General features: G+C 56.0%; 19 protein-coding genes. 10 read left to right on the top strand and 9 right to left on the bottom strand.

Annotated elements, in window-relative coordinates:
* Positions 1-32 precede the first annotated feature (32 nt).
* Positions 33-1,181, bottom strand: coding sequence for a YbfB/YjiJ family MFS transporter (locus UTM25_RS04635; protein WP_194400536.1), 1,149 nt, complete (start codon positions 1,179-1,181; stop codon positions 33-35).
* Positions 1,182-1,319: 138 nt separating this feature from the next.
* Between UTM25_RS04635 and fghA the strand changes: the two genes are divergently transcribed.
* Complete coding sequence (gene fghA, locus UTM25_RS04630) at positions 1,320-2,147, top strand: S-formylglutathione hydrolase (RefSeq protein ID WP_194400534.1); 828 nt, start codon at positions 1,320-1,322, stop codon at positions 2,145-2,147.
* A gap of 111 nt (positions 2,148-2,258) precedes the next feature.
* On the opposite strand, the gene cirA is transcribed toward fghA, so the two are convergent.
* The 3 genes from cirA to yieE form a co-directional block, all read right to left on the bottom strand.
* Positions 2,259-4,229, bottom strand: coding sequence for a catecholate siderophore receptor CirA (gene cirA, locus UTM25_RS04625; RefSeq protein WP_194400532.1), 1,971 nt, complete (start codon positions 4,227-4,229; stop codon positions 2,259-2,261).
* A gap of 224 nt (positions 4,230-4,453) precedes the next feature.
* Entirely contained in the window at positions 4,454-5,923 is a 1,470-nt protein-coding gene (locus UTM25_RS04620; RefSeq protein WP_023312475.1) for an amino acid permease, read from the bottom strand.
* Positions 5,924-6,103: 180 nt separating this feature from the next.
* Positions 6,104-6,970, bottom strand: a complete 867-nt coding sequence (gene yieE, locus UTM25_RS04615) for a DNA-binding transcriptional regulator YeiE (protein ID WP_023312476.1) — start codon at positions 6,968-6,970, stop codon at positions 6,104-6,106.
* A 97-nt stretch (positions 6,971-7,067) separates the two neighbouring features.
* Here yieE and UTM25_RS04610 point away from each other — a divergent pair, with 97 nt between their 5' ends.
* Both UTM25_RS04610 and nfo read left to right on the top strand, forming a co-directional pair.
* Positions 7,068-8,114, top strand: coding sequence for a YeiH family protein (locus tag UTM25_RS04610; protein WP_194400530.1), 1,047 nt, complete (start codon positions 7,068-7,070; stop codon positions 8,112-8,114).
* 64 nt (positions 8,115-8,178) lie between these two features.
* Positions 8,179-9,036: a deoxyribonuclease IV gene (gene nfo, locus UTM25_RS04605; protein WP_194400528.1), complete on the top strand. Its 858-nt coding sequence runs from the start codon at positions 8,179-8,181 to the stop codon at positions 9,034-9,036.
* Between the two features lie 75 nt (positions 9,037-9,111).
* Here the strand turns inward: nfo and fruA are convergent, their stop codons facing one another.
* The 3 genes from fruA to fruB are packed head-to-tail and all read right to left on the bottom strand — an operon-like array spanning position 9,112 to position 12,882.
* Positions 9,112-10,797: a PTS fructose transporter subunit IIBC gene (gene fruA / locus UTM25_RS04600; RefSeq protein ID WP_194400526.1), complete on the bottom strand. Its 1,686-nt coding sequence runs from the start codon at positions 10,795-10,797 to the stop codon at positions 9,112-9,114.
* A 16-nt stretch (positions 10,798-10,813) separates the two neighbouring features.
* Positions 10,814-11,752: a 1-phosphofructokinase gene (gene fruK, locus UTM25_RS04595; protein WP_008500936.1), complete on the bottom strand. Its 939-nt coding sequence runs from the start codon at positions 11,750-11,752 to the stop codon at positions 10,814-10,816.
* Positions 11,752-12,882 carry a fused PTS fructose transporter subunit IIA/HPr protein gene (gene fruB / locus UTM25_RS04590; protein WP_194400524.1) on the bottom strand — a complete coding sequence of 377 codons (1,131 nt, stop codon included), beginning with the start codon at positions 12,880-12,882 and terminating at the stop codon, positions 11,752-11,754. Before fruB ends, fruK begins: the two co-directional genes overlap by 1 nt.
* A 362-nt stretch (positions 12,883-13,244) precedes the next feature.
* Between fruB and setB the strand changes: the two genes are divergently transcribed.
* Positions 13,245-14,426 (top strand): sugar efflux transporter SetB, encoded by a 1,182-nt coding sequence (gene setB, locus UTM25_RS04585; RefSeq protein ID WP_194400522.1) that lies wholly within the window; start codon positions 13,245-13,247, stop codon positions 14,424-14,426.
* Here the strand turns inward: setB and UTM25_RS04580 are convergent.
* Positions 14,423-14,677, bottom strand: a complete 255-nt coding sequence (locus UTM25_RS04580) for a YkgJ family cysteine cluster protein (protein WP_109845336.1) — start codon at positions 14,675-14,677, stop codon at positions 14,423-14,425. The two genes, setB and UTM25_RS04580, sit on opposite strands and share 4 nt — an antisense overlap.
* Positions 14,678-14,841: 164 nt before the next feature.
* Here UTM25_RS04580 and yeiP point away from each other — a divergent pair, with 164 nt between their 5' ends.
* A complete protein-coding gene (yeiP, locus tag UTM25_RS04575; RefSeq protein WP_008500940.1) occupies positions 14,842-15,414 on the top strand; it encodes an elongation factor P-like protein YeiP in 573 nt (190 codons plus the stop codon).
* 117 nt (positions 15,415-15,531) lie between these two features.
* Here yeiP and uxuA read toward each other — a convergent pair whose 3' ends face one another.
* Positions 15,532-16,722, bottom strand: coding sequence for a mannonate dehydratase (gene uxuA, locus UTM25_RS04570; protein ID WP_194400519.1), 1,191 nt, complete (start codon positions 16,720-16,722; stop codon positions 15,532-15,534).
* Positions 16,723-16,927: 205 nt separating this feature from the next.
* Between uxuA and UTM25_RS04565 the strand changes: the two genes are divergently transcribed.
* The 5 genes from UTM25_RS04565 to UTM25_RS04545 all read left to right on the top strand — a co-directional run bounded on the left by UTM25_RS04565 (position 16,928) and on the right by UTM25_RS04545 (position 22,921).
* Positions 16,928-18,394, top strand: coding sequence for a mannitol dehydrogenase family protein (locus UTM25_RS04565; protein WP_194400517.1), 1,467 nt, complete (start codon positions 16,928-16,930; stop codon positions 18,392-18,394).
* 124 nt (positions 18,395-18,518) lie between these two features.
* The gene (locus tag UTM25_RS04560; RefSeq protein WP_194400515.1) at positions 18,519-19,505 is read left to right on the top strand and encodes a GTP-binding protein; all 987 of its coding nucleotides are present in this window, start codon (positions 18,519-18,521) and stop codon (positions 19,503-19,505) included.
* 33 nt (positions 19,506-19,538) lie between these two features.
* Positions 19,539-20,240: a phosphatase PAP2 family protein gene (locus tag UTM25_RS04555; RefSeq protein ID WP_169815238.1), complete on the top strand. Its 702-nt coding sequence runs from the start codon at positions 19,539-19,541 to the stop codon at positions 20,238-20,240.
* Between the two features lie 427 nt (positions 20,241-20,667).
* The gene (gene mepS / locus UTM25_RS04550) at positions 20,668-21,237 is read left to right on the top strand and encodes a bifunctional murein DD-endopeptidase/murein LD-carboxypeptidase (RefSeq protein ID WP_008500946.1); all 570 of its coding nucleotides are present in this window, start codon (positions 20,668-20,670) and stop codon (positions 21,235-21,237) included.
* Between the two features lie 127 nt (positions 21,238-21,364).
* Positions 21,365-22,921: a cyclic di-GMP phosphodiesterase gene (locus UTM25_RS04545; protein WP_194400513.1), complete on the top strand. Its 1,557-nt coding sequence runs from the start codon at positions 21,365-21,367 to the stop codon at positions 22,919-22,921.
* The last annotated feature ends 34 nt before the right edge of the window (positions 22,922-22,955 follow it).

The following is a 22,955-nucleotide window of genomic DNA, read 5'->3' as shown; positions in this document are numbered from 1 at the left end:
CGGCGCACATAATCCAGTATTCACGACGATAATTATTGCAATTGCTGTTGCCTTTCAGCGTGACGATTCCAGACCAGGGCTCCCCCGACGAACAGCGCAATGCCCGCAAGCCCCAGCGCGGGCTCCAGCCGGTGGGTAAGCCAGGTTGATAACGCCGAGGTGACCGGGCCAATCAATTGACCAATCGCATACCCGGTGGTTAGCAGGCCTGCCATATAGCGCGTGTGGTTTGGCGCTAGCTCGCGACCGTATAAAAGAGAGAGCTGCACGGCACACAAGAAGCCGCCGCCCACCAGCAGCCCGCCCGTCAGCAAACCGCCAATCCCCGGCAGCAGCCAGGCCGCCAGCACGCCAGCCCCCTGTAACCACAGCACGATAGCCAGCCTGCGGTTAGCCGTTGAGGTGTGGCGTAAAAGAATACTGAGCGCAATGCCCACCACGGCGGCGATACCAAAAATCGGCCAGACAAACTGGGCAAACAGGCTGCCGGGAAAACGCACCGCCGCCATTTGCGACAGGAATGTCGCCGGGAGGATATAGCCAAACCCGGCCAGGCTGTAGCTCCAGACCAGGCGCTTTAAATCCGCCGTCAGCACCAGCGGCTCCGGCGCGGTACCGGGGCGATGGAGCTGACCGGATCGCGGAAGGTAGCGCGCCACCAGCGCAATCAGCACCAGCGCCAGCACGCCGTAGATTTGCCATGCCGCCCCCGCCGAAAGGGATTTCGCCTGGATATAGACGGCGAGAAGCCCGCTCAGGGCAATGCCCGCTCCCGGTCCGGCAAACACGGCGGCGCTCAGACCCGGTTTACCCAGCTGCCCCAGCCGCTCGTTGGTCCAGGCGGCAATAAGTACCATCGACCAGCCGCTCATGCAGCCAATCACAAAGCGCAGCAGGCCGTGCACAACGGCGTTATCCGCCGCCGCGGAGAGCAGCGTCAGCGCAACCGCACCGGTGATGCCAAGCCAGAGGCGCGTTTCCACAAAGCGGTGTGCACGCATTGCATCCCATGCGCCCACCAGATAGCCCAGATAGTTCATCGCCGCCACCAGACCCGCGCTGGTCAGCGTAAGCTGTCCTGCAGCAATCATGAGCGGCACCTGAGGCGTAAAGGCAAAGCGCCCTATCCCCATCGCCACCACCAGAACGACAAACCCACTGAGCGCAATACGCAGCGCCATGACCGCTCCAATTGTTAAAGAAAAGTAAATTTATGATGCAGCATCTCGCCGTCTGGCGAAAGTGAAAGTTACTCACAGGTCAATGAAAAGGCTGTATTATGGTTTTTATGAATACGCATTCTCATTAAGGAGCCCTGCATGGAACTGCTCGAAGAGCACCGTTGTTTTGAAGGTCGACAGCAGCGCTGGCGGCATGACTCCACCGTCCTGAACTGTGCGATGACGTTCAGCATTTTCCTTCCGCCGACGGAAAATCCGCCGGTTCTGTTCTGGCTTTCAGGCCTGACCTGCAACGACGAAAACTTCACCACTAAAGCGGGCGCGCAGCGACTTGCCGCCGAGCTGGGTATTGCGCTGGTGATGCCTGATACCAGCCCGCGTGGCGATGATGTAGCCGACGATGCAGGATACGACCTGGGCAAAGGCGCCGGGTTTTATCTCAATGCGACCGAGCAGCCCTGGGCGCGCCACTACCGCATGTATGATTACATTCGCGACGAGCTGCCCGCGCTGATTCAGTCCGGGTTTGCGGTAAGCGACCGCTGCGCCATCAGCGGACATTCTATGGGCGGACACGGAGCGCTGATCATGGCGCTAAAAAATCCAGGAAAATACGTCAGCGTGTCGGCATTTGCGCCAATTGTGAATCCAGCGCAGGTGCCGTGGGGGCAGAAAGCCTTCACAAACTATCTGGGTGAAGATGAAGCAAAATGGCAAGAATGGGACAGCTGTGCGCTGATGCTGGCCAGCAGCTCAGCAAATGCGATCCCGATGCTTGTCGATCAGGGCGATGCGGATCAGTTCCTCGCCGGACAGCTACAGCCTGCGGTGCTGGCAGAAGCGGCACGCCAGAAGGACTGGCCGCTGACGCTGCGCATCCAGCCGGGGTATGACCATAGCTATTACTTCATCGCGTCCTTTATTGAGGATCATCTCCGCTTCCATGCGGAGCATTTGTTTGGGTAAGTGCGGCTGCGTGCGCTCTGATGCCCTCAACCTGGCCCTCTCCCACAGGGAGAGGGAACAAACACTAAAAACGGCAACTTACGTTGCCGTTTTGCTTTTACCCTGGCCGCATCAGAACTTATAATCCACGCCCACAAAGTAGCGACGGCCATCTTCCGTATAGCTGTAATCGTCACGGCTCAGATCTTTATCCAGCAGGTTCTGCACGCCCGCACGCAGCTTCACGCTTTTCGTCGCCTGCCACGCGGCGCCGGTATTCCAGATGACATAGCCACCCGGCGTTGGTGCACTGCTGGTCAGCGCGCGTTTCTCACCGGTGTAGTTGCCCTGAACGTAGAACGACCAGTCCTGCGTTGCCTTCCAGTCAACGGTACCGTTGGCGGTGTGGAACGGCAGATCCGACAACGGCTTGTTGCCGCCGTTGCTGATATCACGACCGTCGTTATAGGTATAGTTAAGGGTCAGTTTCCAGTCGTCCGCCAGCGGGAATTTCAGCTCGGTTTCCACCCCGCGGATGCGCGCCTTGTTAACGTTGTAGTAGCGGAAAATTGGTTCGCCGTCCGCATTCAGTCCAACGTAGTTAGGGTAGCCCTGGGCCTGTTTTGCATTGGCCGTACGGCTGATGCTGATGCGGTCATCCACGTTATTCTGGAAGGTGGTGACGCTGGCCTGCACGCCCTCTAACCAGCCTTCTTCCCCGCTGTAGTACAGACCGAATTCGAAGCTCTCGCTGGTTTCCGGTTTCAGATCCGGGTTACCGACAATCTCACAGGCACCGCGGCACGAGCCGGTGACCCAGTCCGGGCTCAGCTGCAGCAGTGACGGCGCTTTAAACGCGGTCGCCCAGCCCCCTTTCACCGTTACGGTATCGGTCGCGTTATAGACCAGATAGGCACGCGGGCTCCAGTGATCGCCGTAGGTATCATGGTCGTCCATACGGATGCCGGTGGTCAGCGCCAGAGGTTCAAAGAGACGCCACTCATCTTCAAGGAACAGGGCATACTGGCTTGTCGAGGTACTGCTGCTGGAACCGCCCGTCAGGTTGACCGGATCTTTCAGCTTATCGTGACGCCATTCGCCGCCGAAGGTCAGCAGCTGGTTGATTTCGCCAAGCGGCAGCACGTATTTTCCGTCCACCGCGTTGCTCTCGGAGGTGATCGGATTGCTGTTGCCCGGGTTTTTGTTATCCACCTTTTCGCCGTAAACCTTCAGCTCGCTGTTGCCGACGCCCCAACGGCCGTTGTGGCTGAGAGAGTAGTTCTGACGCTCAAGACGGTTTTTGTCGAGGGAATCCGAGTCGCGATCCTGACGGTCGAAACCGTAGCCCGCCGTAAAGTCGTGATTTTCAGACGGCGTCCAGGCGAATTCCACATTCGCATCGCGGCTGGTGAAGCCTTCAATGCGCGGCGTTTCACCGCTCGCCGTGGTGGAGGATTTCTGCTGACCGTCTTTCTCACGCTTCGCGAGGCTACCGTAGGCTTTCAGCCCCAGCAGGCCGTCCACCAGCGGACCGCTGGTATAGAACTGACCGTTGTACGTGTCTCCACGGTCGCGGTGCTCCTGAATCGTGGAATCGGCGCTCAGGGTACCCGTCCATTTCTGGCCGATTTTTTTGGTGATAATGTTCACCACGCCGCCCAGCGCATCGGAACCGTACAGAGAAGACATCGGTCCGCGCACCACTTCGATGCGTTCGATGGCGTCAACCGGCACCCAGTTGAGGTCGAAATCATTATGGCGGAATACCGCGTTACGCGAGTTAACACGCTTGCCGTCGATCAGGATCAGCGTATAGCTGCTGTCCAGTCCACGAATACTTACCCCTTTACGGTTGTCCCCTTCGCTCGTGAGCTGAACGCCCGGCACCTCCCGTAACACATCTTTCAGATTCTGAACGGGTTTGCGCTGCAAATCTTCCTGGGTAATTACGCTGATGCTTGCCGGTGCGTCTTTCAGGTTTTGCTCGGTCGCGGAGGCCGTTACAACCATTGTGTCGCCGGATTCCGCTGCGATAACAGGCAGGGCCAGGGACATTGCGGACGCACAAAGTCCTCCCCTGACGAAGGGATTCAACCTAAACATTCCATATCTCCATGAGGTAAATACAACTAAATCAAATCATCATTGCTCACAGCGTCTTCCTTGCCGCCCACGTCTGCGGTGGGTCGGTGACACGCTTATTTTTGATAACGATAAAGCAAACGATAATTATTATCAATTAAATTGTTAAGAAATATATCTTTGTTTCAGGATGCGGGCATAAAAAAACCCGCTCGAATGAGCGGGTTAAAAGAGAGGAAGTTCGATTATTGTTTAAATCGTTCCGGGAATTCCATTTCACTGTAGCGAACGAATTTTGTTCCTTTCGTCAGCTTGTAGCCAAACCAGATGACGAGGAACAGCGGAATACCAATGTAGGTCGCCGTCACGGCGCCCCAGTCAATGGTGTCCGCCAGGAACGCTTCATAGTTCTGTCCCAGCGTAATGATCAGGCACAGAATGAAGGCGAAAATAGGACCCAGTGGGAAGAAGCCGGAGCGATACGGCAGCGAGTTAACATCGTGACCCTGCTTGACGAAACCGCGGCGGAAACGGTAGTGGCTAATGGCAATCCCCAGCCAGGCAATAAAGCCCGTCATCCCGGACGTGTTAAGCAGCCACAGGTACACCGTCTGGTTGCCAAACATAGAGGTCAGGAAGCACAGACCGGCAATCACCGTTGTGGCGTAAAGCGCGTTACGCGGTACGCCGCCACGGGACAGCTTCGCGAAGATACGCGGGGCTTTACCGTCGCATGCCAGCGTGTAGAGCATACGGGTGGACGCGTACATCCCGGAGTTACCGGCTGAAAGCACAGCGGTCAGGATAACGGCGTTCATCACCGCCGCGGCTGAAAGCAGACCGGCGTGCTGGAAGACCAGCGTGAACGGGCTGACGCTAATGTCTTTTACGTCATTACGCAGCAGGCTTGGATCGGTGTACGGGATGATCAGGCTGATAATCAGGATCGCGAACACATAGAACAGCAGGATACGCCAGAAGACCTGACGAACCGCACGCGGAATATTTTTCTCCGGGTTCTCTGACTCACCGGCGGCGATACCAATCAGCTCTGTCCCCTGGAAGGAGAAGCCGACAATCATCGCCACGCCAATCATCGCCGAAAGGCCACCGGCAAACGGCGCATCGCCTATCGCCCAGTTACTCCAGCCCGCAGGTTCTGCGCCTTTGAAAATACCAACGATCATCGCCACACCGACGACGATAAAGATGATGACGGTTGCCACTTTGATCAAAGAGAACCAGTATTCCGCCTCGCCGAAACCGCGCACGGAGATGTAGTTCAGCAGGAAGATGACGGCCAGGAACAGAGCGCTCCAGATCCAGCCCGGCGTATCCGGGAACCACCAGTTCATCACCAGCTGTGCGGCGACAAGGTCAACGGCGATGGTGACCGCCCAGTTGTACCAGTAGTTCCAGCCCAGCGCGAAGCCAAAGCCTTCTTCAACGTATTTTTGACCGTAGGTCGAGAACGAACCGGATACCGGCATGTACGCGGCCAGTTCGCCGAGACTGGTCATCAGGAAGTACACCATCAGGCCAATCAGGATATAAGAGAAGAGTGCCCCACCCGGGCCTGCTGCCGAAATCGTTGCGCCAGAGGCAACGAAAAGACCTGTACCGATAGAGCCGCCAATGGCGATCATCGTCAGGTGACGCGCCTTGAGTTCACGACGTAGCGTGGGCGCTTCTGTGGTTTTAATTTCTGAAACCATATGAAAATGCTGTCCATTTAATAAATGAGGCGCGATTGTAGCAGACGATCCGCGTTCCTTCCGGCAGAAATACTCAGTTATAAGAGAGCTTCATGACTCGGCCAGGATTATAAGTAAAGCATAAAAATGTGGGGTGACAGGCGCGCGTAGCCCCGGTAAGCGAAGCGCCACCGGGGAACGTTAAATGGCGCAGTAGCGCAGAAAACGCTGCAGAGAGCTGGAAAGGTGTTTCTGGCGGTGATGAATGCACCATAGCGTGCGCACCAGCTTCGGCAATGGAACCGGGATTTCAACCAGCGACCCCGTCTCAAGCTGTTCGGCAATGACGCGCCGGGAAAGACAGCTGATCCCCAGGCCATGACGCACCGCGTGCTTAATCGCCTCTGAGTTCCCCAGCTCCATCCCCAGCTGGAAATGCGGCAGATGGGAAAGCAGCAGATAATCGACAATTTCACGCGTGCCGGAGCCCTGCTCGCGCAGGATCCACTGCGCCTGCGCCAGGCGCTCCAGCGTCACCTCGCCCTGCAGTAACGATGAGGCCGGGGATGCAAACACCACCAGCTCATCTTCCAGCCAGGGCTCGGCAATGATATCGACGTTATGGCAGGGCCCTTCGATGAGGCCGATATCCACCCGGAAATCGATCACCGCGTTGATAACGTCCTGGCTATTGCCTACGCTCATTTCCAGCGGCAGGGTCGGGAAATCCCGGCGATAGCGGGCAATCACTTCCGGCAGGATGTAGTTCCCAATGGTGCTGCTGGCATAGACGCGGATCGCGCCGTTGTCCTCGCGGAACAGCTGTTCGATTTCGATAGCCTGCTCCAGCAGCGCCAGCGCCCGTGGATAAAGAAGACGACCGTGCTCGTTGACCACAAGCCGCTTCCCTACCCTGTCGAACAGCTGCACGCCCAGCTGCCCTTCAAGATCGGTCAGCGCCGCGCTGACCGCAGACTGCGAGAGCGCCAGCATTTGTGACGCCTGGGTTGTCGAACCGCTTTTCAGCACCTCGGCAAACACTTCCAGCTGACGCAATGTAATGTGCATGGTTGCTTACCACTTATATAGATTAATTATAAGTATATAATCAATTTTATTTTTAAGCCAGAGCACCGTAACCTTTAGCCAGACAAAGGAGAAGGTTATGTCAGAAATCACCTTACAACATCATCGTACAATGTGGCACTTCGTGCCGGGCCTCGCGCTTAGCGCAGCAGTGACCGCCGTAGCATTATGGGGCGGCAGCATCCCGGCTATCGCGGGCGCAGGTTTTAGCGCGTTGACGCTGGCCATTTTGCTGGGCATGGTCGTGGGAAATACGGTTTACCCACATATCTGGAAATCCTGCGACGGGGGCGTGATCTTTGCCAAACAGCACCTGCTGCGTCTCGGGATCATCCTTTACGGCTTCCGGCTCACCTTTTCGCAGATTGCGGACGTGGGCGTGAGCGGAATTGCCATCGACGTCCTGACCCTGACCAGCACCTTTTTACTGGCCTGCTTTATCGGCCAGAAAATATTTGGCCTGGATAAGCAAACCAGCTGGCTGATAGGTGCCGGGAGCAGTATCTGTGGGGCCGCGGCGGTGCTGGCAACAGAGCCCGTCGTTAAAGCCGAAGCCAGCAAGGTGACGGTGGCGGTGGCGACGGTGGTGATCTTCGGTACGCTGGCGATCTTCCTCTACCCGGCGATGTATCCGCTGGTTGCCCACTGGTTTAGCCCGGAAACCTATGGCATCTACATCGGTTCAACCATGCACGAAGTGGCTCAGGTAGTGGCGGCAGGACATGCCATTAACCCGGAAGCCGAAAACGCGGCGGTGATTGCCAAAATGCTGCGCGTGATGATGCTGGCACCGTTCCTGATTTTCCTCGCGGCGCGGGTTAAGCAGCTGGCGCCGGCAGGCGGCAGCGAGAAAAGCAAAATCACCATTCCGTGGTTTGCGATCCTGTTTATCGTGGTGGCGATTTTCAACTCCTTCCACCTGCTGCCGAAAGCGGTGGTGGATATGCTGGTGACGCTGGATACCGTGCTGCTGGCGATGGCCATGGCGGCACTGGGGGTCACCACACACGTCAGCGCGCTGAAAAAAGCCGGTGCCAAACCGCTGCTGATGGCGCTGGTGCTCTTCATCTGGCTGATTGTCGGGGGCGGTGCGATTAACCTCGCGGTCCATAGCCTGATGGCATAAACCATCTCGTCCTTCTCCTGCTAACCCGCTATCATAAGCGTTTCGGGTTAGCAGGAGTTTTTTTATGAAATATGTTGGAGCGCACGTCAGCGCTGCAGGTGGTCTTGCGAATGCCGCCATTCGCGCCGCCGAAATCGAGGCGACCGCTTTCGCCCTGTTCACCAAAAACCAGCGCCAGTGGCGCGCCGCGCCGCTCACCGCTGAAGTGATTGATGATTTCAAAGCCGCCTGTGAGAAGTACCACTACGGGCCAGGCCAGATCCTTCCCCACGACAGCTACCTGATCAACCTCGGTCACCCGGTTGAAGAGGCGCTGGAAAAATCCCGCGAGGCGTTCCTTGATGAAGTTCAGCGCTGCGAACAGCTAGGGCTGACGCTGCTGAACTTCCATCCGGGCAGCCATCTGATGCAAATCGATGAAGATGCCTGCCTGGCGCGCATTGCCGAATCCATCAACATCACGCTGGACAAGACCAAAGGCGTCACCGCGGTAATAGAGAATACCGCCGGTCAGGGTAGCAACCTCGGCTTTAGGTTTGAACATCTGGCGGCGATCATCGACGGCGTGGAGGATAAATCCCGCGTTGGCGTATGCATTGATACCTGCCACGCGTTTGCCGCCGGCTATGACCTGCGCACCACCGAGGCAACGAAAACCACGTTCGATGAGTTCGAGCGCATTGTGGGCTTTAAGTACCTGCGCGGCATGCACCTGAACGATGCGAAAAGCGCCTTTGGCAGCCGCGTTGACCGCCACCATAGCCTGGGTGAAGGCAACATTGGCCACGATGCGTTCCGCTTCATTATGCAGGACATCCGCTTCGACGGTATTCCGATGGTGCTGGAAACCATTAATCCGGACATCTGGGCAGAAGAAATTGCCTGGCTGAAGGCACAGCAAACTGCTGAACAGGCGGCATAAAAAAAGCCGGGTGCATAATGCAACCCGGCTTTTTTTGTAGGTCGGGTAAGGCGAAGCCGCCACCCGACACCTTGTTTACGCTGCTTTCGCCACAACTTCCGTTTCAGGACGTTTCAGCACTGCGTATGACAGACCCGCCACCAGCGTACCGGCAACGATGGCCAGCAGGTAGCCCAGTACCGGCGTGATGGCGCCAGGGATTAGCAGGACAAACAGACCGCCGTGTGGTGCCATCAGCTTCGCGCCAATCGCCATGGAGATCGCACCCGTCACTGCACCACCCGCGATACAGCACGGCAGTACACGCATTGGGTCACGAGCCGCGAATGGAATCGCCCCTTCGGTAATGAAGCACAAGCCCAGAACCAGCGCCGCTTTGCCGCCTTCCTGCTGCGCTTTATCGAACTTACGACGGGCAATAATCGTCGCCAGACCGAGCGCCAGAGGAGGCACCATGCCTGCCGCCATGATAGCTGCCATTGGCGCGTAGGTCTGGGTACTCAGCAGGCCAACACCAAAGGCGTACGCCGCTTTGTTCACCGGACCACCCATGTCGGTACACATCATGCCACCGAGGATTGCGCCCAGCAGAACCGCGTTCGCGGTACCCATGGTTTGCAGCCAGTGGGTCAGACCCGCCAGGATGCCCGCAACCGGCTTACCAATCAGGTAAATCATCGCCAGACCGACCACCAGGCTGGAAATCAGCGGGATGATCAGGATCGGTTTCAGCGCTTCCATACTCTGCGGCAGCTTGAGCTTCGAGCTAATGAGCTTCGCGACGTAACCGGCCAGGAAGCCCGCGATGATACCGCCGATAAAGCCAGAGCCGGTGCTCACGGCCAGCATACCGCCGATAAGGCCCGGCGTCAGGCCAGGACGGTCAGCAATGGAGAAGGCAATAAAGCCTGCCAGGACGGGTACCATCAGCGCGAACGCGGAACCGCCGCCAATCTGCATTAACGCAGCGGCCAGCGTACCTTGCTCTTTAAACGCGGTAATACCAAATGCGAACGAAAGGGCAATACACAGACCGCCCGCAACCACCATCGGCAGCATGTAAGACACACCGGTCAACAGATGGCGATATGCGCCTGCAGACTCTTTCTTACCTTCCGTCGCGGTTTGACGCGCGCCGGTTGCCTGATACGGCTTCGCTTCCACAAGCGCTTTATCAAACTCCTGCGCGGTCTTTTTCAGCGCCAGGCCGGTAGACGTGCGGTACATCGGCTTACCGGCAAATTTCGCCAGGTCCACTTCGATATCCGCCGCCACGATCACCAGATCGGCCTCAGCCACTTCTTCAGGGGTGATAGCGTTGCCGGCACCGACGGAGCCGCGCGTTTCAACTTTAACCCACCAGCCGCGTTTTTTCGCTTCGGTTTCAATGGCTTCAGCCGCCATAAAGGTGTGAGCCACGCCCGTCGGGCAGGCCGTCACCGCAACAACGCGTTTCGGACCCGTGGCCGCAGCCGGTGCCGTCGCGACAGGCGCGCTGTAGACAGACGCGTGCCCTTTCGCTTCGCTCAGGAACAGTTCCGGGTGTGCCACCGCGCGATTAATATCGCCCAGCCACACTTTTTTGCCGTTCAGCGCACTGTCAGCCGGGATGTTGTCGCCCAGTACAATGGCCAGTTCTGCATCGCCTGGATTATCGATAATGTCCAGATGTGCTTTTTGTGCCGCCGCGCCCAGCAAGGTCTTCGCCATATAGGCGCGGGCCTGTCCGAGACCGGAGTCAATGATCAGCAGCGTTTTCATTATTCCTCTCCTGCTGTTAGTTAAAAGGTTTTAAGTCAACGCGCGCCATCATCGCGGCTAACTGGGTACGATCGGTAATGCCGACATTGCTCTGGCTTACGGCCAGGGCAGCAACGGCGGTGGCAAGACGTAAAGTATGTTCACTGGATTCACGCATCAGCAGACCATAAATCAGGCCGCCAACCATGGAATCCCCTGCGCCAACGGTGCTGACAACTTCCATTGACGGCGGTTTGGCGATCCATTCACCAGACGCGTTAACCCACAGCGCGCCTTCTGCACCAAGAGAGATCACTACGTGAGCGATACCCTGCTCGCGCAGCGCATGGGCAGCGTCAATCACATCCTTTAATTCTGGCAGCTTACGACCCGCCCAAATCTCCAGCTCGCGGCGATTCGGCTTCACCAGCCACGGAGAGGCTTTCAGACCCGCAACCAGCGCGTCGCGGCTGCTGTCAAAAATGATGCACGGGCACTGGCTGCGCAGGCGCGTCATCCAGTCGGTAAACGCTTCCGGGCTGACGCCGGACGGCAGGCTGCCGCTGACGCAGACCATGTCAAACTGACCGAGCCAGGTCAGAGAGTCGTTAACGAAACGCTCCCAGTCTGACGGCGTCACTTCGAAGCCAGAGAAGTTCAGATCGGTCACTTCACCGTCTTTCTCCGTCAGCTTAACGTTGATGCGGGTACGGCCCTGAACAACCTGAAAACGGTTGGCAATGCCCAGCTCGCTGAACAGCTGCTGGAAACCATCCTGGTTATCTTTACCGAGGAATCCACCCACGGTGACGTCGATACCGAGATCCTTGAGCACTTTCGCGACGTTAATCCCTTTACCCGCAGCATGCAGGCCAGTGGTACGCACGAGGTTGACTTCGCCGCGCTCAATTTCCGGGCAAAATCCTACCAGGTCATAAGCCGGGTTCAGCGTAATAGTCGCAACACGTCTGCTCATTATGCGCCCTCCCCCAGACCCGCCGCGATGGCGTCGCCAATCGCTTTCAGCGCCTGTTCAGCATCGGCACCCTGTGCGGTGAAACGCAGACGATGTCCTTTCTTCACGCCCAGCGCGACAACTTTCATCAGACTACGGCCGTTGGCCGGTTTGCCCGTGCCATCAAGATTCGCCACGGCGATCTCACTCTCGAATTGTTTAATGGTATTCACCAGCATGGTGCCCGGACGGGCATGCAGGCCGTGCTCGTTGCGTACCACGAACTCAGCGGACTGCACGTCTTCGGTCGGCGCATCATCACTGGTCAGAAGTGCCAGCACGGTGGAGGCATCAGCGTTCAGCAGTTTTTCAGCTTTGTTGTTCAGCAGCAGATCGCCCAGACGCTTCAGCACGGAAACCGGCTGATCGTCGTTCATCGCCACGGTCACCAGCATGACCGCATGCTCGCCTTCCACGTCAAACGCATTGGCCGCGCGGCTCACGGCAATAGCGCTGCGCAGGTTGCCTTCAGCACTGTCGTTCAGCCAGATACCCTGACCCAGATTCAACGGCTTATCGTTAATCACGCGCGTCACAAACGTGGCATCCGCCGCGCCGGCTTCTTTCAGACGACCCGCGTTCAGCGCCTGCAGCGTGACCAGATCGGAGGCAATCACGTCCAGCGTCAGCGTTTCATTATCCAGCTTCAGCGCTTCGCTCTGTTTTTCGCCCATCAGCAAGGCGCGCAGCTCTTCAGCTGTGGTCGCGGACTTCAGCTGTTCAGCCACATCGTCATCGCTCAGGACATGCGTCAGCTGACGCAGCAGGCCTAAGTGTTCGTCGCTGCTGGCCGCGATACCGATAGCCACATACGCCACCTGACCGTCGCCCCAGAGCACGCCCTGCGGGAATTGATAAACCTGAACGCCGGTTTTCAGTACCTGATCGCGGGTGTCGGTTGTACCGTGCGGAATGGCAATGCCATTGCCGAGGAAGGTTGAGGTCTGCTGCTCACGGGCCAGCATGCCGTTTACATAGCCGTCCGCGACGTTACCCGCCTGCACAAGCGCAGCGGCAACCTGGCGAATAGCCTCTTCTTTATCCCCGGCCTGAGCGCCCGGGTGGATATCCTGAACAGATAACTGGAACATGGTTCTCCACTCCTGCTGAACTTGAATCGTTTCAGCTTTAATGAGAAAAAATGCGCTAGCCTGCTCCGTTTGTTAAAACAAGATAGCGCTGAAACGTTTCAAAAAAGTCTTGCGCTTTCTGCAATGTCTTGCAAGTAAACTCGTATTTCTGATATCAGAATTTAGAGATACAGCACATTTCTTCTTCGTTCAGCTGAATTTTGCTGAAGTTCAGCAAGACAGTTTCAGCTAAGGTCAGCCAGGTGGGACGTAAGTTGAAATGCTATTTTGATTTTTCGTGGCATCATTGACCGCACCCACTGTTTATTTTTTAGCTGACGGCGTAAACTCCGCCCCTCTCTGCTACTCGCTAATTATAAAACATGCATAACACCCCTGCGGCCGTCTCGCCGAAGCCCTTTGATTTGACCTCCGCGGCATTCCTGGTTGTTGCCTTCTTCACGGGCATTGCCGGTGCGTTACAGACGCCGACATTGAGCTTATTTCTGACAAATGAGGTTCACGTCCGCCCGGCAATGGTCGGCTTCTTTTTTACCGGAAGCGCCATCATCGGCATCCTGGTCAGCCAGTTTCTGGCGGGACGATCCGACAGAAAAGGCGATCGTAAAAGCCTGATCGTTTTCTGCTGTCTGCTGGGGGTCATGGCCTGCGTTCTGTTCGCCTGGAACCGCAACTATTTCATTCTGCTCTTCGTGGGGGTATTCCTGAGCAGCTTTGGCTCAACGGCGAACCCTCAGCTGTTTGCGCTTGCCCGCGAACACGCCGACCATACCGGACGTGAAGCGGTGATGTTCAGCTCTGTCCTGCGTGCTCAGGTGTCGCTGGCATGGGTGATTGGCCCGCCGCTGGCCTACGCGCTGGCGATGGGTTTTGGCTTTACGGTGATGTATCTGAGCGCGGCCGTCGCGTTTGTGGTGTGCGGCGCGCTGGTGTGGTTCTTCCTGCCGTCCATGCGCAAAGAGCCGAAAGTGGCAACGGGCGTGCTGGAAGCGCCGCGCCGTAACCGCCGCGATGCCCTGCTCCTGTTTGTTATCTGTACGCTGATGTGGGGCACCAACAGCCTGTATATCATCAATATGCCGCTATTTATTATTGATGAACTGCACCTGTCGGAAAAGCTGGCGGGCATCATGATGGGCACCGCGGCCGGGCTTGAGATCCCGACGATGCTCATTGCGGGCTACTACGCAAAGCGCTTCGGAAAGCGTTTTTTAATGCGCATCGCCGCCATCGCCGGTCTGCTGTTCTATGTTGGTATGCTGACGGTACATACGCCGGGGCTGTTGCTGGCTTTACAGCTGCTGAACGCCATCTATATTGGCATTCTCGCCGGGATAGGCATGCTCTATTTCCAGGATCTGATGCCGGGCCAGGCAGGCTCTGCCACCACCCTTTATACTAATACCACCCGCGTGGGCTGGATTATCGCAGGCTCAATGGCCGGTGTCGTTGCCGAAATCTGGAACTATCACACGGTGTTCTGGATTGCGCTGGTGATGTGTACCCTGACGATCGGCTGTCTGGCGAGAATTAAAGACGTTTAGGGCGCGGTGAGCGCTTCAAGGTCAAGAAGGTACGTCATCGCCTGCCCTCGCGTGCTGCCACACATTTCTGCAGTGGGCTGAAGCCCGGAGCAGACTTTCGGGCGCAGCGGCGAGCCAAAGATCATGCACAGGTTCGTTTCCGAGAGCTGAACGCAGCGGGTATTGGCAGGCTTGCCCTCCGGCATTCCTGGAATGGGGCTTGAAATGGACGGTGCAGTACAGCACGCGCCACAATCGGGACGGCAATCCATAAATGCTCTCTTTCGCTGACGATGGCCCGCGTAGTCGGGCATCGCGCGCACAGTAACACCTTTTGCGTATTGATAGCAAAAGCCACGAATTCCACTTGCCTGAAAGGCCGCGCGCGAGTAATTTGGCGCGATATTTTTTACCTCCCGTAAACAGGATTACTGCAATGCCAAGAGCGAACGAAATTAAGAAAGGTATGGTGCTGAATTACAACGGCAAACTGCTGATTGTGAAAGATATCGACATTCAGGCCCCGAGCGCCCGTGGTGCAGCAACGCTGTACAAAATGCGTTTCGCCGATGTGCGTACCGGCCTGAAGGTGGAAGAGCGCTTTAAAGGTGACGATATCGTCGATACCGTGACCCTGACCCGTCGCTACGTTGATTTCTCCTACATCGACGGCAACGAATACGTGTTCATGGATAAAGAAGATTACACCCCGTACATCTTCACCAAAGATCAGATTGAAGAAGAGCTGCTGTTCATCCCTGAAGGCGGCATGCCTGACATGCAGGTCCTGACCTGGGACGGCGTTCTGCTGGCGCTGGAACTGCCGCAGACCGTCGATCTGGAAATCGTGGAAACCGCACCAGGTATCAAAGGCGCATCCGCAAGTGCGCGCAACAAACCGGCTACCCTGACCACCGGCCTGGTTGTGCAGGTGCCGGAATACCTCTCCGCTGGCGAGAAAATCCGCATCCATATTGAAGAAAAACGCTATATGGGTCGCGCCGACTGATTGCGGCGTTTTTCGGGTGGCGGCTTCGCCTTACCCGACCGACAAAAACACAAAAACCGGCTCTCAGGCCGGTTTTTTTGTAGGCCCGGTAAGCTTAGCGCCACCGGGCAACAGAGCTTACAGAAGCTCCGGATACTTCGTCATCTTCAGCGCCAGCTCGACGCCGCGCACTTCCGCCATACCTTTAAGACGGCCAATCGCCGAATAGCCCGGGTTAGTTTTCTTGCGCAGATCGTCCAGCATCTGGTGGCCGTGATCCGGACGGAACGGAATAGGACGCACATCGCCCGCCTGCTTGCGACGCGCCTCTTCCGCGAGGATGGCGTCTACCACCGCCACCATATTCACATCGCCGCCCAGGTGCGCCGCCTCGTGGAAGGTTTTTGGGTTCTCTTCGCGACAGGTCGCGCGCAAGTGCGTAAAATGAATGCGATCGCCGAAAGTTTCAATCATCCGCACCAGGTCGTTATCCGCGCGCACTCCGTAGGAGCCGGTACACATGGTAAAGCCGTTATAGATGCTGTTGACCGTCTCTTTCAGCCACTGCATATCTTCAATAGTGGAAACAATGCGCGGCAGGCCGAGGATAGGACGCGGTGGATCGTCCGGATGCACGGCGAGGCGTACCCCTACTTCTTCAGCAACGGGCACGATAGCGCGCAGGAAGTACGCCATGTTTTCACGCAGCTGCTGCTTATCAATATCGCCGTATTCCGCCAGGCGCGCGCGGAACTGATCCAGGGTATACCCCTCTTCAGCTCCCGGCAGGCCCGCAATGATATTACGGGTCAGCTTTTCGATGTCCGCGTCGCTGGCGGCGTTAAACCACTCACGCGCCTGCTGCTGCTCTTCCGCGGTGTAATCCACTTCGGCACCGGGGCGTTTCAGAATGTGCAGTTCGAATGCCGCAAAGGCGATCTGATCGAAACGCAGCGCTTTCGAGCCGTCCGGCATCTGGTATTCAAGGTCGGTACGCGTCCAGTCGAGGATGGGCATGAAGTTATAGCAGACCGTATCAATGCCGCAGGCCGCCAGGTTGCGAATGCTCTGCTGATAGTTAGCAATCCAGGTCTGGTATTCCCCTGAATGGGTTTTGATATCTTCGTGAACCGGGATGCTTTCCACTACAGACCAGGTTAACCCCTTCTCCGCCAGCAGCGCCTGACGCTGTTGAATTTCTTCGACCGGCCATACCTGACCGTTAGGAATATGATGCAGCGCCGTGACGACACCCGTTGCGCCAGCCTGGCGCACATCATCAAGAGAAACCGGATCGTTCGGCCCGTACCAACGCCAGGTTTGTTCCATTGCCTCACCCTCTTAAGTTGTTATACCAATATGCGTTACTGCAATGACGACTACCATACATGTTTGCCGCCAGGGGTCAATATACCGCCTCACATTGATTGATCAAACTCACAGAACGGGGATATTTACGGCTCACCAATTTTATTTGCTGTCATATAACTTTACACTGGCATTGTTAATTAATGGTTAATCAGGTGTGTATCTCATGAAGACAATTGCCTCCACCGCCCTTCCTGCCCGGGTTCAGCAACCTCGCTACGATCGCGCGCAATTACGCTCCCGCATCGTCCATTTTGGCTTTGGCGCGTTCCACCGTGCGCACCAGGCATTGTTAACAAATCGGGTGCTGAATGAAAAAGGCGGCGACTGGGGTATTTGTGAGATTAGCCTCTTCAGCGGCGACGTGCTGATGAGCCAGCTGCGCGCGCAGGATCACCTGTTCACCGTGCTGGAGAAAGGGGCAGAAGGCAATGAGGCGATTATCGTCGGCGCCGTCCATGAATGCCTGAACGCAAAGCTGGACTCTCTGCCCGCCATTATTGAGAAATTTTGCGAGCCTCAGGTCGCTATTGTGTCGCTCACCATCACGGAGAAAGGCTATTGCATCGATCCTGCGACCGGGAAACTCGATCTGCACAACGCCCGGATAATCCACGATCTTGAGAATCCCTCAGAGCCACATTCCGCCCCCGGGATCCTGGTCGAAGCGCTCCACCGCCGCCGCGAGCGCGGCTTGCCTGCGTTTACCGTTCTCTCCTGCGACAATATCCCTGATAACGGGCACGTGGTGAAAAACGCGGTGCTGGGCATGGCGCAAAAGCGTTCCGCGGCGCTGTCTGAATGGATTGATAGCCACGTGAGCTTCCCGGGGACGATGGTCGACAGAATTGTTCCCGCCGCGACGGACGCCTCGCTGGCGGAAATCACCGACGCGCTCGGCGTTGAAGATCCGTGCGCCATCAGCTGTGAACCGTTTATTCAGTGGGTGGTGGAAGATAATTTTGTTGCCGGCCGTCCGGAGTGGGAAGTCGCGGGCGTTCAGATGGTGCAGGATGTTCTGCCCTGGGAGCAAATGAAATTGCGCATGCTAAACGGCTGCCACTCTTTCCTGGCGTATCTGGGGTATCTCGCGGGCTATGCCCATATTAATGAATGCATGGAGGACGCTGCGTTCCGCGAAGCCGCCCGTCGGCTGATGCTGGACGAGCAGGCGCCCACGTTACGCATTAAGGATGTCGACCTCACCGCCTACGCAGATAGCCTGCTGGAGCGCTTTGCCAACCCGGCACTCCAGCATAGGACCTGGCAAATCGCGATGGACGGTAGCCAGAAGCTTCCGCAAAGAATGCTGGACGGGATCCGCGTTCATCTTGAGCGAAAAACACCGTGGTCTCTGCTGGCCCTGGGCGTGGCAGGCTGGATACGCTACGTCAGCGGTACCGACGACCGTGGCAACGCGATTGATGTTCGCGATCCCCTCAGCGATAAAATTCGCACGATGGTCAATGCCAGCAGCGACGCCGACCGCGTTAACGCCCTGCTGGGGCTAAGCGAGGTCTTTGGTCACGATCTCGCGCAAAACAGCGCGTTTGTGGAGGCTGTCAGCCAGGCTTATGAGCGCATCACCCGCCACGGCGCGCGTCAGGCTGTTATTGAAACGTTAAATGTTTAACGATTATTGCGCTTAACGCGAACGGATTCGGCCTCCGTTCGCCCTTCCCCTTCTCACCGGTCACGTTTTTCGCCAGGATAGAGAGCATAGTGTTATAGCATCACCATTCTCATCTGGAGCGCACGTGACCAAAACCAACCTCATCACCGGTTTTCTCGGCAGCGGTAAAACCACCTCAATTCTCCACCTGCTGGCGAATAAAGATCCGGCCGAGAAATGGGCCGTGCTGGTCAATGAATTTGGCGAGGTGGGCATTGACGGCGCGTTGCTGTCATCCAGCGGCGCGATGATTAAAGAGATCCCCGGCGGGTGCATGTGCTGCGTCAATGGCCTGCCGATGCAGGTCGGGCTCAATACGCTGCTGCGTCAGGGCAAACCCGACCGCCTGCTGATTGAGCCCACCGGACTGGGCCATCCGAAGCAGATCCTCGATTTATTGACCGCCCCGGTTTACGAGCCTTGGATCGACCTGCGCGCAACGCTGTGCCTGCTCGATCCGCGTCAGCTTCTGGATGACAAGGCGGTGGCCAATGAGAATTTCCGCGATCAGCTCGCCTCGGCTGACGTTATTGTCGCGAATAAAGCAGATCGCGCCACGCCTGAAAGCCAGGCCGCGCTGGACGCGTGGTGGCAACATTTCGGCGGCAACCGCACGCGGGTGCAGACCACCCAGGGGAATATTGATAGCGCCCTGCTTGACCTTCCTCGTCTGAACCTCACCGAGCTGCCTGCCAGCGCGGATCATTCGCACAGTCATCCGGTTAAGCAGGGTTTAGCTGCTCTCAGCCTGCCGGAACATCAGCGCTGGCGTCGTAACCTGAACAGCGGCCAGGGATATCAGGCCTGCGGATGGATATTTGATGCTGAAACCGTTTTCGACACCATCGGGATTCTGGAGTGGGCCCGACTTGCTCCCGTCGATCGCGTGAAAGGGATCATGCGCACGCCAGACGGGCTGGTGAGGATCAACCGTCAGGGTGACGATTTCTTTATTGAAACGCAGAATGTGGCGCCGCCTGACAGCCGAATAGAGTTAATTAGTGCGGTTAACGCCGACTGGAATGCCCTCCAGTCCAGCCTGTTGAGGATTCGTTTAAGTTTGGGCGGCTAACGTTGCCCCAGTTTTCACTCTATGCAGAACGTTATGACAACTCGATTTCCCCTGATATTACTGCTTAATGTCGCCGGTCTGGCGCTTTTCTTCTCCTGGTATATCCCGGCGGATCATGGTTTCTGGTTCCCGCTGGATTCTGCCATTTTTCACTTCTTCAACCAGGAGCTGGTGAAGAGCAACGCGTTCCTGTGGCTGGTGGCAATTACCAACAACCGCGCCTTCGACGGCTTCTCGCTGCTTGCCATGGGCTGCCTGATGCTCTCTTTCTGGCTGAAGGAGGATAAAGCCGGGCGCCGGCGTATTCTCATTATCGGTCTGGTAATGCTGCTGTTTGCCGTCGCCATTAACCAGCTGGCAACCGCGATTATTCCGGTTAAGCGCTCAAGCCCAACGCTATTCTTCACCGATATTTATCGCGTCAGCGAACTGCTGCATATTCCAACAAAAGATGCGTCGAAGGACAGTTTCCCCGGCGATCACGGTATGATGCTGCTTATTTTTTCCGCAATTATGCTTCGGTATTTTGGCAGAAAAGCCTTTGCCATAGCCCTGATTATTTTTGTGGTTTTTGCCTTCCCGCGGGTAATGATTGGCGCTCACTGGTTTACCGATATTGCCGTCGGTTCGCTCTCCGTGGCGCTGATTGCGCTGCCGTGGTGTTTAATGACCCCACTGAGCGACAGGATAATAGCGCTGTTCGATCGCTATCTTCCCGGCAGGGCGCAACAATAATTAAACAAATAACTAACCTAAATTAACGTGAGCTATCAGGGATCGACATGATCCCTGATAGCGTTCTCGCCGCGATCTTTCCCCACTGTCATATTCTCGTCATCATATTCATGATAAAAATGAAGCAATTGCATACTGGCGCAGCGGATCCGTCGCTATTTTGAGCAATTCTATGTTTTTACTTTCTGTATCACATTTTCTTATAAAAAAAAGGCTTTTTTTTCTCGCAATACCCCAGGCAATCGGTTAATCTCGAACTCGTTTTGCCCCATAGAGATAATTATTTCACTGGCGAATAATTTTGTGCGCTGTGCCACAAATGTGACCAGAAAGAATTGTCTCAATGTGAACAGATAATTAGTCTCGTCACGTTTGGCATTTTTATAACGATATTTGTCGTTAAGGACTTCAAGGGATAATAAACAAAATGGTCAAATCTCAACCGTTTCTGAGATATATCTTACGGGGGATCCCGGCGATAGCAGTCGCGGTACTGTTGTCTGCATGTAGTACATCTAACACCGCAAAGAATATGCATCCTGAGACGCGTGTTGTGGGAATGGAAGATTCCTCGTCACTGCAAGCCTCTCAGGATGAATTTGAAAATATGGTACGTAATCTGGACGTGAAGTCCCGCATTATGGACCAGTATGCTGACTGGAAAGGCGTGCGCTATCGTCTTGGCGGCAGCACAAAAACAGGTATTGATTGTTCCGGTTTTGTACAGCGTACGTTCCGTGAGCAATTTGGGTTAGATCTTCCGCGTTCAACCTATGAACAGCAGGAGATGGGCAAGTCGATTTCACGTACCAAACTGCGCACCGGTGATTTAGTCCTGTTCCGTGCCGGTTCTACAGGTCGACATGTTGGCATCTACATTGGTAATGACCAGTTTGTACATGCCTCCACCAGCAGCGGTGTGACCATTTCCAGCATGAATGAACCGTACTGGAAGAAGCGCTACAACGAAGCACGCCGCGTACTGACCCGCAGTTAATATGACTATCGTATCGTTGGTTATCCCTTGGCTGGCGATATGATGAAAAAAAGCACTGCTTCGGCAGTGTTTTTTTTTGCCCGTTACACTGAATACATCCAGCGGCATTTCAGGAATCACGACGTCTATGTTCACCCGCTATTTCTCCAGCAATCGCAAAATACTGATCCTCAGCATCATCACAGGCCTGATCGCCGCCCTGCTCCTGGGTTCGTTGCAATTTTTCTGGAGCTACCACAAGCGGGAAGTCAAATTCGACACCCTGATCCACGATGTGAGCATCTATATGGAGAGCTACTTCGATGAGTTAAAAAATTCTATCGATGTGCTCCAGCCGCTCACGTTAAACAGCTGCCAGGACGTCAATCAGGAACTTACCTCGCGCGCTGCCTTTAGCGTTAACGTTCGCGCATTCCTGCTGGTCAGAGACAAAATGGCGTTCTGCTCTTCTGCCACGGGGCCGATGAATGTCCCCATGGAGGAGCTGATCCCCGAGCTGCACATCGACAAACAGATTGATATGGCATTGCTTCCAGGCACCCCGATGTTGCCCAACAAGCCCGCGATTGCCATCTGGTACCGTAACCCGCTAGTGAAGGACGGCGGCGTGTTCACCTCGGTGAATCTCAATCTGACGCCTTATCTGCTCTACACCGCGCGCCAGGACGAATTTGCCGGCATCGCCATCATTATTGGCGATCATGCGCTGTCAACGCGGTCCAGCACGCTGGTCCTTGCGCATGATCTACATGAAACGCCGGCCCGTACCGCGACGCTGAAAGACGTTCCCCTGACCATGAACCTGTATGCGGACGCCTGGACCAGCGATGAAATTCTCTACGCCCTGTTCTTCGGGCTGGTATGCGGCATTTGTGCCGGATCTCTCAACTACTATATCCTCAGCATTCGCCTCAACCCGGGTAAAGAGATTTTAAGCGCGATTAAGCGCGGTCAGTTTTATGTGGTTTATCAGCCCGTCGTCGATGCTAAATCGCTCCAGATGACCGGGCTTGAAGTGCTGATGCGCTGGAAACACCCGACGATGGGGGAAATTCCGCCGGACGCGTTTATCAACTTTGCCGAAGCGCAGAAGCTGATTGTCCCGCTGACGCTGCATCTCTTTGACCTTATCATTCATGATGCGCCCGTGTTACAAACCCTGTTACCTCCGGGGGCAAAGGTGGGCATCAACATTGCGCCGGGGCATCTGCATTCGGAAAGCTTCAAAGACGATATGCGCACCTTCAAAGCGCTACTGCCGCAGGATTACTTTCAGATCGTGCTGGAAATTACCGAGCGCGACATGCTCAATCATCGGGAAGCCAACAGCCTCTTCGAATGGCTACACAACGAAGGGTTTGAGATAGCCATTGATGATTTTGGCACCGGTCACAGCGCGCTGATTTATCTTGAGCATTTCACCATGGACTATCTCAAGATCGACCGCGGCTTTGTTAATGCAATTGGCACTGAGACCGTGACGTCGCCGGTGCTGGATGCCGTCCTGACGCTGGCAAGACGACTGAATATGTCGACCGTCGCCGAAGGGGTGGAAACGCCGGAACAGGCCGCCTGGCTGCGCGAACACGGCGTTAATTTCCTGCAGGGATACTGGATTAGCCGCCCGATGCCGCTGGCGCAGTTCCGCGAATGGCGGCCTGATATTTCGCCCGGGGGTGATTAATTTCACATTGCCCGTGACGTCACTTATTATTCAG

This window comes from Enterobacter sp. 61D5, assembly GCF_034107965.1.
Taxonomy (GTDB): domain Bacteria; phylum Pseudomonadota; class Gammaproteobacteria; order Enterobacterales; family Enterobacteriaceae; genus Enterobacter; species Enterobacter cloacae_M.
Note: the sequence above shows the minus strand (reverse complement) of the source record. Positions and strands in the feature narration are given on the sequence as shown.

Coding starts and splice junctions, on each gene's coding strand:
- UTM25_RS04635 (WP_194400536.1), bottom strand. CDS start 1,181: ATGGCGCTGCGTATTGCGCTCAGTGGGTTTGTCGTTCTGGTGGTGGCG.
- fghA (WP_194400534.1), top strand. CDS start 1,320: ATGGAACTGCTCGAAGAGCACCGTTGTTTTGAAGGTCGACAGCAGCGC.
- cirA (WP_194400532.1), bottom strand. CDS start 4,229: ATGTTTAGGTTGAATCCCTTCGTCAGGGGAGGACTTTGTGCGTCCGCA.
- UTM25_RS04620 (WP_023312475.1), bottom strand. CDS start 5,923: ATGGTTTCAGAAATTAAAACCACAGAAGCGCCCACGCTACGTCGTGAA.
- yieE (WP_023312476.1), bottom strand. CDS start 6,970: ATGCACATTACATTGCGTCAGCTGGAAGTGTTTGCCGAGGTGCTGAAA.
- UTM25_RS04610 (WP_194400530.1), top strand. CDS start 7,068: ATGTCAGAAATCACCTTACAACATCATCGTACAATGTGGCACTTCGTG.
- nfo (WP_194400528.1), top strand. CDS start 8,179: ATGAAATATGTTGGAGCGCACGTCAGCGCTGCAGGTGGTCTTGCGAAT.
- fruA (WP_194400526.1), bottom strand. CDS start 10,797: ATGAAAACGCTGCTGATCATTGACTCCGGTCTCGGACAGGCCCGCGCC.
- fruK (WP_008500936.1), bottom strand. CDS start 11,752: ATGAGCAGACGTGTTGCGACTATTACGCTGAACCCGGCTTATGACCTG.
- fruB (WP_194400524.1), bottom strand. CDS start 12,882: ATGTTCCAGTTATCTGTTCAGGATATCCACCCGGGCGCTCAGGCCGGG.
- setB (WP_194400522.1), top strand. CDS start 13,245: ATGCATAACACCCCTGCGGCCGTCTCGCCGAAGCCCTTTGATTTGACC.
- UTM25_RS04580 (WP_109845336.1), bottom strand. CDS start 14,677: ATGGATTGCCGTCCCGATTGTGGCGCGTGCTGTACTGCACCGTCCATT.
- yeiP (WP_008500940.1), top strand. CDS start 14,842: ATGCCAAGAGCGAACGAAATTAAGAAAGGTATGGTGCTGAATTACAAC.
- uxuA (WP_194400519.1), bottom strand. CDS start 16,722: ATGGAACAAACCTGGCGTTGGTACGGGCCGAACGATCCGGTTTCTCTT.
- UTM25_RS04565 (WP_194400517.1), top strand. CDS start 16,928: ATGAAGACAATTGCCTCCACCGCCCTTCCTGCCCGGGTTCAGCAACCT.
- UTM25_RS04555 (WP_169815238.1), top strand. CDS start 19,539: ATGACAACTCGATTTCCCCTGATATTACTGCTTAATGTCGCCGGTCTG.
- mepS (WP_008500946.1), top strand. CDS start 20,668: ATGGTCAAATCTCAACCGTTTCTGAGATATATCTTACGGGGGATCCCG.
- UTM25_RS04545 (WP_194400513.1), top strand. CDS start 21,365: ATGTTCACCCGCTATTTCTCCAGCAATCGCAAAATACTGATCCTCAGC.